The organism is Streptomyces sp. S.PNR 29 (assembly GCF_030386795.1).
Classification (GTDB): Bacteria; Actinomycetota; Actinomycetes; order Streptomycetales; family Streptomycetaceae; genus Streptomyces.
The window spans coordinates 58,073-71,165 of sequence record NZ_JANUQM010000023.1; the positions used below are offsets into that span (position 1 = coordinate 58,073).

General features: G+C 68.9%; 9 protein-coding genes. 3 read left to right on the forward strand and 6 right to left on the reverse strand.

What is annotated here, in order from left to right:
- The first annotated feature begins 219 nt into the window (after nt 1-219).
- Genes NW895_RS40035 through NW895_RS40045 form a run of 3 tightly spaced genes read left to right on the forward strand, consistent with a single transcriptional unit; the run spans nt 220 to nt 3,609 of the window.
- Nucleotides 220-1,113 carry a galactosyltransferase-related protein gene (locus NW895_RS40035; protein ID WP_289942096.1) on the forward strand — a complete coding sequence of 298 codons (894 nt, stop codon included), beginning with the start codon at nt 220-222 and terminating at the stop codon, nt 1,111-1,113.
- Between the two features lie 23 nt (nt 1,114-1,136).
- On the forward strand, nt 1,137-2,879 hold the full coding sequence (locus NW895_RS40040; protein ID WP_289942099.1) for a condensation domain-containing protein: 1,743 nt from the start codon (nt 1,137-1,139) through the stop codon (nt 2,877-2,879).
- A complete protein-coding gene (locus NW895_RS40045) occupies nt 2,866-3,609 on the forward strand; it encodes an FkbM family methyltransferase (protein ID WP_289942100.1) in 744 nt (247 codons plus the stop codon). Before NW895_RS40040 ends, NW895_RS40045 begins: the two co-directional genes overlap by 14 nt.
- 28 nt (nt 3,610-3,637) lie before the next feature.
- On the opposite strand, the gene NW895_RS40050 is transcribed toward NW895_RS40045, so the two are convergent.
- The 6 genes from NW895_RS40050 to NW895_RS40075 all read right to left on the reverse strand — a co-directional run.
- A complete protein-coding gene (locus tag NW895_RS40050) occupies nt 3,638-4,966 on the reverse strand; it encodes a condensation domain-containing protein (protein ID WP_289942102.1) in 1,329 nt (442 codons plus the stop codon).
- Between the two features lie 4 nt (nt 4,967-4,970).
- Nucleotides 4,971-7,751: a condensation domain-containing protein gene (locus NW895_RS40055; RefSeq protein WP_289942103.1), complete on the reverse strand. Its 2,781-nt coding sequence runs from the start codon at nt 7,749-7,751 to the stop codon at nt 4,971-4,973.
- Between the two features lie 13 nt (nt 7,752-7,764).
- Nucleotides 7,765-9,003, reverse strand: a complete 1,239-nt coding sequence (locus tag NW895_RS40060) for a hypothetical protein (protein WP_289942104.1) — start codon at nt 9,001-9,003, stop codon at nt 7,765-7,767.
- An 80-nt stretch (nt 9,004-9,083) separates the two neighbouring features.
- Nucleotides 9,084-9,329: an acyl carrier protein gene (locus NW895_RS40065; protein WP_289942106.1), complete on the reverse strand. Its 246-nt coding sequence runs from the start codon at nt 9,327-9,329 to the stop codon at nt 9,084-9,086.
- 28 nt (nt 9,330-9,357) lie between these two features.
- Complete coding sequence (locus NW895_RS40070) at nt 9,358-10,203, reverse strand: 3-hydroxyacyl-CoA dehydrogenase NAD-binding domain-containing protein (RefSeq protein ID WP_289942107.1); 846 nt, start codon at nt 10,201-10,203, stop codon at nt 9,358-9,360.
- Between the two features lie 45 nt (nt 10,204-10,248).
- A partial coding sequence (locus NW895_RS40075; RefSeq protein WP_289942109.1) for an SDR family NAD(P)-dependent oxidoreductase occupies nt 10,249-13,093 on the reverse strand: 2,845 nt, incomplete at its 5' end.

Below are 13,093 nucleotides of genomic sequence, written 5' to 3' on the forward strand. Positions count from 1 at the left end.
GAGAAGCACGAGGACGAGGAAATCCGCGCCCTCGGGCGGAAACTGCTCGATGCCCCGGCCGACCCCTCACATCACCGATCCCTGCGGCAGGCGCTCCTGCGCACAGACGCGAAATCCCCGTCAACGGCGTCGGTTTTCGAAGCGGCCTGGCAGGCCGAGTGCAACAACCGGCTGGGATATCACCTGGGTGAGCGGTACCGGAATGACGGAACCGAATCCGTGACACCTGACGACCTGCGAACCGTGCCGCCGGTGGCCGAACCGTCCGGCACGTCCGACGCCGAGGTCCTCGTCGTCATCCCGTTCCGGGACCGGAACACCGGGAACACGCGGCTGCGCAACCTGCTGGCGTGCCTGCTGTGTCTCGCGGACCAGTCCTGGCCCCGCCAGGACTACCAGGTCGTGGTCGTGGAATCCGATGAGAAGCCCCGATTCCGCCACATCATCGAACCGCACGTCGATCACTATCTCTTCGCCCCGAAGGCCGGCACCTTCAACAAGTCGTGGGCGGTCAACGTCGGAGTGGTCAACACCCCCGGTGATCCGGAGGCGATCTGCATCCTGGACGCGGACGTCCTCGCCGACCGCGACTTCATCGCGCGCAACGTCGCCCGTTTCCAGCGCCCCGGCACCAGCGGCCATCTCACCTACCGCAACATGCTCAGCCTCAGCGAGGCCGCCACCTCCCATGCCATCCGCCGGCGCCTGCTGGACCGCGCCGCGCAGGCGGACCCCGACGAACTGCGTGGGTTCTACCTGCGCCGGCCCCCGGGCTGCTGCGTCTGGGTCCGGGCGAGCGCGTTTCACCGCATCGGGGGAATGGACGAGCGCTACGAGGGCTGGGGCGGTGAGGACAACGACTTCGCCTACCGCATGGACTTCCACTGCGCCTTCGACGCGTACGACGACTGGCTGCTGCACATGGCCCACCCGGCGGCATCGGTGCTCAGGGAAGACGGCGAGCAGGTCAACTCCCACATTCCTGGGCTCAGTTGGCGTCCCGGCCAACCCATCGGACGTATGGACCGCTTCCACGACGAACAAGCCACGCACGAAGCGCACTGGGACCGCCCCGTCACGGCAGACGCACAGGGGCCGGCCGCGACCGGCTGAGCGGCCACCGCGAGGAGGACACAGTGATCGACCTGGTTCGCCGTGAGGTGCGGCAGGTGCCGTTCTCCGGTTCGCGGACGGCGAAGGGGCCTGCCACCTTCGGGCAGACCGACATCCTCCAGTGGTACGGCCAACAGCCGGATTCCCCCGATGTATGGGTGCCCGTCACTCTCGCACTGCCCCGCAACGGACAGAAGCTGGCGCATGTGCTGTCGGCCCTGGCGAGACTCGTCGAACGCCATGAGGTGCTGCGCACCGTCTACCCCGAATTCCCCTCGCCGGTGCAGCACGTGGTCGGTTCGGGTCGCCTCGGCGTCCACCTGTGCTCGCTGCCCCGGCAGGCGGCCGCGGCGGAGGTGAGCCGGACCGAGCTCGACGAGGCACTCAGGGCCTACGTGGTGAGCCGGCTGCCACGTCTCTACGACCACACGGAGCTCCCGCTGCACATCGCGCTCGCCCTGCGCGGAGACAGCGTCATCGCGGGGATCGTCGAGATCGCTCATGCGGCGGTCGACTATCAGGCGGCGGCGGTCGTGGGCGACGAGCTCGCCGTGCTGCTGCGTTCGCCGAGGACACCGTCCGGGGGCGCTCCGCCCTACCAGCCACTGGAACGGGCGGCGGACGAGCGGACCGGTGAAGCCGCCGGCAGCGCGGCCGCGGCTCTGAGGAACTGGGAGGAGTGGCTCAGACGCGTACCCCCCAGTCCCTACCCCATAGAGCGAACGGCCGAGGCCGGCACGCCGCTCATGGGCAAGCTGCACTCCCGTGCGCTGGCGATCGGCGTCACCCGGCTGTCCAGGCGCACCGGGCTCAGCAGGCCGAGTGTCCTCCTCGCTGCCGTGTCGGCGGTCCTGTCACGCCGTACGGGGTACGCCGAGACCGCTCTCACGGCCATGGCCGCGAACCGCAGTGGCCCCCGGCTGTCCGACTACGTGGGAACGCTCGCACAGGTCACTCCCATGACCGTCCGGGTGGCCGGTGCCGGCTTCGACGAGCTCGTCCGGCGGTCATGGGCGGCGACGATCAGGGCGGGGATGCGCGGAGCGTACGACGCGCAGCTGCGCCAGGCCATTGCCGCGCGCGTTCAGGAAGAGCGAGGGGTCGTCTTCTGCTTCGACCCGGTGTTCAATTACTACTCCGCCGCGGCGCATTCCGTGCAGGACGTCCCCTCCGGGCTGACCTGGGAGCCCAGGGGCGTCACCACCGAGGCCCCGGTCCGGTTCGAATGCTTCGACGCCACCGACCACGTGGTGCTGCGTCTGTGGGGCGGTCACCCCGGTCATCTCTCCCGAGCGGAGACCGAAGCGTTGTTGAGGGCGGTCGAACGGCTGGTCCTGAAGGCTTCGCTGCGGGATCTGAGCGCCGAAGAGGTGACGGAGGCGGTCGCGCTGCGCACCGTCGACCGCGGCGCGGACTGGGTACTGGTGGACTCCTGCTGGATCCAACTGAGCGAAGTGCAGCGCCTGCTGGACGACGTCTTCGGAGCGGGCAGGGCCCATGTGTCCTGTGACACCGGCCGGCAGCTCGTCGCCCATGTGCGTGCAGGCAGCACGGCGGCCTCGGCTCGGACGGCCCACCAGGCGTGCATGAAGGCCCTCCCCGGTCGCCTGAACGCCATGGCACCCGCCCGCTACATCCTGTGTGACGGCGCCCCCGGTCCCGCCGCCGCGTGCCACGGGCGCGTCGTGGACGACGGTTCCGGGCGCACACCGTCCGACTCGTCAGAACCGTGGAATTCAGGAGATGGGTTGCATGTCAGACATTGAATTGGTGGATTTCGGAGACGGGCTGCGGTGCTACGCACAGAGCCCCGACGAGGCATGGTTCCAGTACGAGGAGATATTTCTGCAGGGCTGCTACGGGAAGGTGCAGCTTCCGCCGGACGCCTTTGTGGTCGACGTGGGAGCGAACATCGGACTGTTCTCCCTCTTCGTGAAACGGCAGTGGCCCGACGCGGAGATCCTGGCCTTCGAGCCGATTCCCGAGTCCTTGCGGGTGCTCCGCCGCAATCTTGAACTGCACCGTCTCTCGGGCGTCACCGTGGAGAGCTGTGCGCTCGGACGTGAGCGGGAGTCCGATGTGCCCTTCACCTACTATCCCTTGATCCCGGGAAACGCCACTCGGTATCCCGCCGAGAAGGAATTCCAGAAGTCCGTGCTCGCGCCCATCGAAGGCGCGGACGTCATCGAACGCAAACACACGGGGTACGAGGTGCGTGCGTCGGTCGAGCGGCTCTCCAGCTTCCTCGGTGACCGGCCCAGACTGGACCTGCTGGAAGTCGATGTGGAGGGATCCGAGATGGACGTCCTCCTGGGCATCGACGCCGAGCACTGGCCGAGGATCGATCAGGTGATCCTGGAAGTGCAGGACATCGACGGCCGGCTGTCCGCCGTACGCTCCCTCCTGGACGACCGCGGCCTGGTGTCGACCGTCGACTACTCTCCCCTGCTGCCACCGGAACTGCTCACCTACGTGGTACACGCGGCCCGCACGTGACCCGGGACCCGACGCACCCCGGGCGGAATCACCGGCCGGTGACGGCGGCTTCGACCAGGACGTGCTCCATCTCGCGCAGGAACGCCTCGATGCGGTCGGGAGGCAGGTACCGCGTGTCCGCGGCGAGCGAGAGGCGATGGACCTCTCCGTTCGGATCGACGGTCCTGAGGCAGAAGTGGCAGCGCGCCTGGTGCGGGTCGTCGTCCCAGGTCAGCTCGGACTCCGTCAGGCGTGCCCTGATGAGGTGATCCGGCACCTCGCCGGACACGTCCCCGTCGTCGAGTCGCGCGTCGATCGCGTTGAAACAGCACAACGGATTGATGACGGCCCCCCGCTCCGCGTTGACCCGGCTCCTGGCGCGGTCGAGGGCGGCCAGCTCGTAGTAGCCGTACCGGTAGGTGAGCAACGCCGAAGCCTTCGCGGCCGGGACGATGTCGTTGAAACGCGACTTGGGGGGCAGATCGAGCACGAAGAGCCCGAGCTGGACCAGATTTCCCACGGTCCGTCGATACGCGGACTTGAAGCGGTTCCCGACCTGCACATTCATCGCGACGGCCGGGTGTCCGGTCCACGCCCCCAGCACCATCGCGGCCGCGGACATGAGCAGCGTGGTGGACGTGGTGCGATGCCGTGCGGCCAACCGCTCGACGGCGGCCCGCACGGCCGACGAGGTGAGGGTCGCCTGCTGGATCCTCGGCTCGTGGGCGGGGCCCACCGGCGTGAGTGTCGTCGGCGGTATCCGCCGAAGCTGTTCGGTCCAGTACCGCACCGCACGGTCCGTGATCGACCGCCCCTTGGTGCTCTCGTGCCGCGCGATGTCCAAGGGCTGCAGCCCGGGCTCCCAGGCGGGCGAGCCGGTCGTGAGCACATGGCTCAGGTCCTCCCGGGCCAACAGCATGCCCATGTTGTCCACGGCGACGTGAGAGAAGACGAAAACCACATAGCGGACGCGATCCTCCGCGATCACGAGAGTGATACGCACCGGCCATTCCGCGTCGAGGCGGAAAGGACGCCGGTTTCTCTCGTCGATCAGCCGCTCGGCGTGGTCCCTCGCCTCGGCCGCGGAACACAGAACCGTGGTCACCGGTAGCGTCCCGGAATCCACCACGCACTGCCGCGGCTCTCCGTCCACGACCCGGACCAGCGTACGGAGCGACTCGTTCCTGGCGATCACCGTCCCCAGCGAAGCCAGAACCGTCGACGCGTCGAGGTGCCGGTGCGTGAGATCGAGTGCGCAGGCGATGTTCCACGTCTGCCGGTTGCGCGCCATGGCCTCCACCATGGCGCGCTGTCCCCAGGTGAGCGGTCCCTCACCCGATCGCGATCCGGAGAACTTGATCTCGACGTCGGACTGCACGGCCTCAACCTCGCTTACCTGCGCTCTTGTCGGACTGGTGGGTAGGAGAGACCTTCGTCCCGAGCCGCTCCAGCGCATCGATCGCCTCGAACAGGCCGAGGCGATCGTCCTCCCCGCGGCGCATGGTCGTGAGCACGATGGCTCCACCGCCGCTGTCGTCCACCGACTGCTGCAGGGCCGGGGCCAGAACCGGATGGGCGCTGATCTCGACCAGCACCTGGTGCTCGGACAGGAGACAGTCGGTGGCCTGAGCGAGGAGGACGGGCTGCCGCAGATTGCGCACGAAGTAACGGGCCGTGACCTGCTGCCAGTCCAGCACGCGTCCCGTGACCGAGGAAGCCATCATGATCCGGCCCGGTCTGGGCGTGAGCGTCCCGATGGCTCGCTCCAGGTCGGCCGTGATCGGTTCGATTGCCGCGCTGTGTGCCGGAAGGTCGACGCGGACCATCGCCGACAGCACGTTGCGGTCCTGCAGTTCGGCGACGAACGTCTCAAGCGTGCGCCGGTCGCCGGCCAGCACCGTCGTCCGCGGTCCGTTCATGCCCGCGACGGACACCGTCCCGCCGTAGGGCCGAAGGTGCGGCGAGAGGTCGTGCGCGCTGAGTTCCACCACCGCCATACCGCTGTCGGGGCCGGCCACCCGGCGCTGCTGATCGCTGTAATGGTGGACGACGCGCACGGCGTCGGGCAGATCCAGAATGCCGGCGATGGCGCAGGCCGCGATTTCCCCCACGCTGTGACCGGCGACAGCGCCGGGCTTCACGCCCGCCGCCTCCAGCCACCGCGCGATGCCCACCTGGACGGCGAAGACGATGGGCTGCATGACCCCGACGTCACCGGTCCTCGCGTCCGGTTCGTCGAGGAACAGCTCGTGGATCAGCGACCATCCGGTGTGGCGGGAGAGCAGGGCGTCGCACTCCTCCAGTGCGGCGCGGAAGTCCGGCTCGGTGCGGAACAGGGTCCGCCCCATGCCGACCCACTGCTGCCCGTACGGCGAACAGACGAAGGCCACGCTCGGCTCCCCCTGTGCGGTGCCGGGCGTGAGCGTCCGCGCGGCGGCCGGACTCCTCCCGGTGCCCGGGGCCGCCGCTCGGGAGGCACCCGTCCCGTCCAGCCCGCTCAGGCGCCGGTCCGGCGACGCCGCGGCGTCGAGCACGGCCAGGAAGTCCCGCATGAGCTGCTCGGCCTGCTCCGGTGTGTACAGGTCCAGGGCGAACGTGAGGTTCGCGTCGATCCCCGCCGGCCGCCGGTCCTGCGTGAACCGTTCGAAGAGTTCGAAACGAAGGTCGAAGCGGGTGATTCCCTCCTCGACGGGTTCGGGCCGTACGTCGAGTCCGGGCAGGAGCAGTTCGGCGGCGTCGTTGCTCTGGAAGGCGAGCATGACCTGGATCAGCGGGTGCCAGGCCGCGGAGCGGGCCGGATTGAGCGACTGGACGACATGATCGAACGGAACGTCCTGGTGGGCGAAGGCCGCCAGATCGGTGCCGCGCACCCGGCGGAGCAGTTCCCGGAACGTCGGGTCGCCGTCCGTCCGCGTCCGCAGCACGAGGGTGTTGACGAAGAACCCCACGACGTCGTCCAGGTGGGGATCCGCACGCCCGGCCACAGGGATGCCGATGGCGATGTCCGTGCCCGCTCCCCGCCGGGTGAGCAGCGCCGCGAGCGCGGCCTGGACGGCCATGAAGACGCTGGTTCCGGTCTCGCGGGCCACCTTCTGGAGCGCGCGATGGGTCCGTGCCGGAACCCGTGCCACGGTCCGGCCGCCCCGGTACGAGGGGGTGAGCGGCCGCTGAGCCGTCACATCGATGCTCAGCCGGTCCGGCATACCCGCCAGCTCACGCCGCCAGAACCGGCCCTGCCGGCTCAGCAGGCTGTTCGGGTCCTCCGCGTCGCCCAACAGCTCGCGCTGCCAGAGCGTGTAGTCGACGTACTGCACAGGCAGTTCGGGCCCGTCCGGCCGCCGGCCGCGGCACCGGGCGGCGTAGGCGAACCCGAGATCCCGGGCGAGCGGCACCATGGACCAGCCGTCACAGGCGATGTGATGCACGGTCAGCAGCAGCACGTGTTCGTCCTCGGCCAGGCGGAACAGCCGGGAGCGCAACGCCGTCTCGGCGGTGAGGTCGAAGGCGTAACCGGCCTCGGCGGCAAGAGCCCGGGGCAGTTCCGCCGGGGTGACCACCTCGGTCGGCAGCTCCACCGGCACCTCGTCGGGTTCCAGCACCACCTGCTGCGGGTGGCCGTCCCAGTCCGGGTAGGCGGTGCGCAGGCTCTCGTGCCGGTGGACCAGGTCGGCGAGCGCGTCACGCAACGCCGAGACGTTCAGCTTCCCCAGGATCCGGTAGGCCATGGGCATGTTGTAGTTGGCGGCCGAACCGTGCAACCGGTTGAGGAACCACAGCCGGCGCTGGGTGTGTGAGAGGGGGATCTCCAGCGGCCGGTCCATCCGCCGCAGACGGGGGCGGCCGTCTCCTTCGCCTCGCTTCAGGTGCTCCGTGAGAGAGGCGACCGTCGGAGACTCGAAGATGGTGCGCAACGGTACCTCGGTGCCCAGCGCGGTGCGGATACGGGCGGACAGTCTGGTCGCCAGCAGCGAGTGACCACCCAGCTGGAAGAACGAGTCGTCGATGGTGACCCGGTCCACTCCCAGCACCTGGGAGAACAGGGCGCAGAGCAGCTCCTCCTCCGGCGTGCGCGGGGCACGGCCCGTGGCGACCCTCTGCGCGGCGGGAACGTCGTCGGGGAGGGCGTCGCCTGGGACCGGACGCGCGTGCGTGGCTTCGTTCACGACCCTGCCTGCCTCACCGTCCGGTACCGGCGCGCACCGGAGCCGGCCAGTTCTCGGGGACGACGCCGTACTGACACAGGAAGGCGTAGACGAGGCGCTCCAGCCCGAATCCGACGCACCCGCTCCGGACCGGTCCCTCGTCACCGTGCTCGATGCCGAAGGCCTGCCCGAACAGATCGTCGTGGAAGTTGAAGGACCCGACGGCCACAGTGCGGTCGGGGGCGACAGGGAGCTGCAGTTCGTACTTGAGCTCCAGCAGGCGCTGGGACCAGATCCGCCCGGAGGTGTCCGTGCCACAGAAGAACGGGTCGTTGCCCACCGCGCAGAAGCCGCTCAGCCCGAGCTCCTCGATGTAGGCGAAGACCTTGCGCATGAAGAGCTCGCGGGCGCTCAGAACCTCCTCCCGTGACCCCATGAACACGATTTCCCGGATGGTGAAGTCCCACAGCCGTTCCAGAGCGGCGGCGTAGGCGGCCTCGAAGCGGAAGGACTTCCCCCGGGCGGTGACGACGTGCAGCCTGCCCGGGTCCAGGGTCCGCCCCTTGTACTGGTGGAACGTGTGGTAGCACATGGTGGGCGGCAGGCAGTAGTCCACGTTGCCGCAGTGGTCCAGCACGGTGGGGTCGACACCTGTGTCGGCGTACGTCGTCTGGAAGGCGCGGTACACGTCGATGTCGTTGCGCAGCCGGCTGACGAACATCAGATGCTGCGGAAAGGACTTGAAGTAGCCGGAGGTCTGCAGTGCCGCGGTGCTGATGAGCGTGGGGTACCGGTATTCCACCGCGGCGAAGTCCCTCGCCAGGATCTCGCGCACGGCGGCGTCGAAGTACGCCAGGAGGGACAGCAGGGGCTCACCGACGGCGACCTGGCCCTCGCCCGCCTCGCTCACGGCGCCGTTCTCCAGGAGTTGCTCGAACACTCCGTCCTGTGGGGAGCGTTGATGCGGTGAGGTCCAGATGGCCTTGGGAGGGGTCACCCACTGCGTGCGGACGTCGTTGTCCACCATGTAGTTGACCTTCTCGGCCAGCACATCGCGGGCGGGGGAGCCGTTGGTGACCAGTGCCACGCCGTGGACTTCGCCCTCGGCCCGGACGAGTTCGAAACCGGTGATGTCCGGTGACACGAAGTAGAGACGGCGCTCGATCTCCGGTGCCAGTGCTTCGGGCAGCGGGGTGTGCAGGTCGACATGAGTGCGAACGACGGTGGTGCCGGCCGCCTCCGGACGGGTCTGTCGGGGGGTCGCATGCGTCACGCGGGTACTCCTCGCCGATGGGAGTGAACGAAGACGGCGGGCATGGCAGCCGTAGGGCCGCCACGCACGCCGGACAGGACTTAGACGCCGGTCTTCGAGGTGACGAGGCGGACGAGGCCGTCCACCGTGCGGAAATTGTCGAAGTCCATGTCTCCGGGCCCCAGGGTCAGACCGAAGTCCTTTTCCACGAAGAGCGCGAGCTGCATGGCGAAGAGGGAGTTGACGTACCCGAGGGCGAAGAAGTCGTCGCTGTCCGCGAGGGGCTGGCCTGCCAGCTGGGGGGCCAGGAACTCCCGGATGCGCTGTCGAGCGTCGTCGTGCGTCATGTTCGGCTCTCCTCTGCGATGAATGGTGTCAGTAGACGTAGAAGCCGCGTCCTGTCTTCCGCCCCAGCAGCCCGGCGTCGACCATCTTCTGCAGGAGCGGCGCCGGCCGGTACTTGGTGTCCCGGAAGCTCTCGTACAGGACCGTGATCGAGTTCAGGATCGTGTCGAGACCGATGAGGTCGGCGGTTTCCAGCGGGCCCATCTTGTGGCCGAAGCAACCCCTGAACATCTTGTCGACGTCCTCCGCCGACGCGACCCCGTCCTGGACGCAGAAGATCGCCTCGTTGATGGTCGGCATCAGCACCCGGTTGGTCACGAAGCCCGGGGCGTCCTCGACCACGATGCCTTCCTTGCCGAGCTCATCGAGCAGTTCCAGGGCGGTGCCGAGCGTGTCGTCCGAGGTGAAATGTCCCCTGACGACCTCGACCGTGGCCATCTGGGGCACGGGGTTCATGAAGTGCAGTCCGATGACCTCGGCGGGGCGCCGGGTCACCGAGCCGACCCGGGTGATCGGAACCGCGGACGTGTTCACAGCGAAGATCACCCCGGGACGGCAGAGCGTGTCGATCTGCTCGTACACCTCGCGCTTCACCGACCAGTTCTCGGTGACGTTCTCCACCACGAAGTCGACGTCGGCCAGCGGCGACAGATCGGTGCCGCAACGGATACGGGCCAGGACGGTGTCGACGTCGTCCTTCAGTGCGCTCACGCCGAGCATGTCGTTGACCAGCAGATCACGCCTCACCTGGGCCATCGCGCTGTCGAGCTGGCTTTGTGACACATCGACGAGGACCACCTCGACGCCCGTGTGGGCGAAGCACTGGGCGACGCCCCGGCCGATGGTTCCGGCACCGATCACCCCTACTGTGCGCATGCTCACGCCGTACCGCCTTTCTCGTGGGAGGGAATCGTCAGTGGCTCAGGCGTTTTCGCGGTCAAGGTGCTTGGCCAGTTCCGCGATCGTCACGTGCGCGTAGAGATCCGCCATCGACACCCGGATCTGCAGGACCTTCTGGATTCTCTGTGCCAGTCGCAGCGCCGCCAGCGAATCCACGCCCAGCGCGAAGGAACTGTCGTTCACGTTCAGCTCGCTGAGGCCGAGCTCCTTGGCCCAGATGCGGGCGAGCGCGCGCTCGGTTTCGCTGTACCCGCCTTTTTCCCTGCCGAGGAGCCTGAGCGCAGTGGAGTCGTCCGCGTGCTGCGCGATGTCCGTCGGACGGGCCGCGGAGCCCCGGGCGGACGCGACGGCCCGGCGAATCGGTTCGGACAGGACGAGGTGACCGCGGTCCACCAGCCCCGCGAGTGCGCCGTCGGGGCCGGCGAGCCGCGGATAGTTGATCTCTCCCACGATCACCGAGGTGTCCGACGAGGTGAGGATCTCCTCGAAACTGCCCAGCGCGTCCTCGACGGGAAGCGAGCGGAAGAAGCCCTGGTCCCGCTGCACCCCGTGGTCGAAGGCCATACCGACGTCGAGCCAGTCGCTCCAGCCGATCGTCACGGTACGACGACCGAGCGCCGTTCGCTCGTCGGCGAAGTGGTCGAGGTAGCTGTTCGCCGCGGTGTAATCGCCCTGGCCCGCCGCTCCGAAGACCGAGACCGTCGACCCGAAATTGATCATGAGCTTGGGCGGGGCGTCCCGGGTGACCATGTCCAGTACCGCGGTGCCGAGCACCTTGGGCGCCAGGGTGCGCCGGAAGGTCTCGGGGTCCTTGCGGAAGAGGAAACCGTCACCGGCTACACCGGCCGCGTGCACCACGTAGTCGATCCGTCCGAGTTCGCTCGTGACGAGCCGTACCACCTCCGTCATCTGCGCCGGATCCACGACGTCGCCGCGGTAGGCGCGCACCTGCGCTCCGCTGTCCGCCAGCTCGCGCAGGATCTCGACCCGCCGCCGCAGTCCGGGTTCGGCGACCTCGTCCCACCGCTCCCGCGGCGGCAGTCCGGTGCGGCCCACCAGGGCGAGCCGTACACCTGGGACGGTGCGGCTGAGATGACGGGCGACGGCCAGACCGAGACCACCGAGCCCACCGGTGATGAGGAAGACGTCACCCGCATGCACGCGTGGCGTGTCGGGGCGCCTCGTCAGCTGTACGGGAACCAGCTCGGCCACATGACGGACTCCGCCGCGCAGGGCCACGGTCGCGGAGGCACGCGGGCCGAGCAACTCGTCGCACACGGCGTCAGCGCTGGTGTCCTCCGAGACGTCGACGCAGAGCGGACTCACCTCGTCGTTCTCCAGGGCCGCCACCTTGGCGAGGCCGAACAGCGTGGCGTGCACGGCCGCCGTCGCGCCTTCCCGGCCCGTCACCCGGGCGACGGACGGGGCGACGACACTGAGCATGTCCGGCACGGCATTGCGCCCCGAGAGGCACTGGAGCAGATGGAACAGGCTGTGGACGCCCTGGGAGAGGTGCTGCTCCAGGACCTCCGGTTCGTCACGCACGCGCGGGTTCACCGGCCCGGCGACGTGCACGACCTCGTCGGGCAGCGTGTCGCCGAGCGCGTCGAGCAGCCGGCCGAACCCGTCGGGTGTCGGCGGTACGCGGTAGCGGCCCGCGGCCACCGCCGCCCAGGACTCGGCAAGCGTCACCTCGGTGACGTCCATGCCGCGTGCGCGCAGGGCATCGCCGATCCGTCCGACCGTACTGTGCTCCTCGCCGACCAGCAGCATGCGGCGGAGCGACGCCGGCTCCCCGGCGGGCGCGGGTGACGGGACCCATCGAAGGGCGTGGTGGCGGGAGTGCGGACGCAGTCGGGCCACCGTGCGCTGGGCGTCGGCGACGCGCTTGACGGTGAATCCGGTGATCTCGACGGCGACCGATCCCGACTCGTCGCAGATCAGGACGTCGGTCTTGCGTACCTCGCCGTCGCCGTCGTAGTCCGCGTGCGGTCGGATGAAGCTGATCCCACGCCGCGGGAGCCCGGTGTGAATGCGCAGCGACTCGTAGGCGATGGGCAGGAAGAAGCCACGGTCGTCGCGCGCCCGTCGGGAGTCGTCGGCGCTCTGCAGCACCGCGAAGCCGCCGAATCCGGTGGCCAGGTCGAGCAGGGCCGGGTGCAGGGCGTGGTCCCGGCACTCGGACGCGTACTGCTCGGGGAGGTCCAGCTCACCGAGCGCACAGCGCACGCCCACCCGCACCGTCCGCAGACTTCCCTGCCACCGGTGACCGAACTCCATGGTTCTGTGCTCGGCCTGATGAGCTTCGGTGTCCACGGTGTCCAGCACGCACTGAGCCCGCAGCGCCGCCACGTCCTGCTTCGGCGGTGTCTCCGGAAGAGGCAGCACGCTCACCGTCCCCTGGACGTGCATCGTCCATGAGCCGTCCCCCGGCTCCTGGCTCGCGACGGTGAACTCGGCCAGCCCGTCACCGACTTCTCTCACCGTGGTGTGCACGGTGCGGGATGTGCCCTCCTGCACCAGCAGCGGACGGAGGAAGGCGACCTCACGGATCTCGGTGGCAGGCCGCCCCAGGAGGATCTGCGCGGCGGCGCGGCCCATTTCGAGATAGGTCGTCCCCGGCACGATCGCCTCGCCGAGCAGTTTGTGCTCGGACAGAACCCAGTGCCGGTCCGAGGCGAACTCGGTGAGAAAGACGCACTGCCCCATCGTCCGCACCAGCAGCCTGTCCAGCAGAGGATGCGGACGGGGAGCGGGAGCCGGTGGAGCGGTCCGCGGGGTGGTTTTGTTGATCCAGTGGTGTTTGGGGTTGAGGGGGTGGGTGGGGAGGGGGATGCGGTGGCGGTGTTCTGGTTGGTAGTAGGTG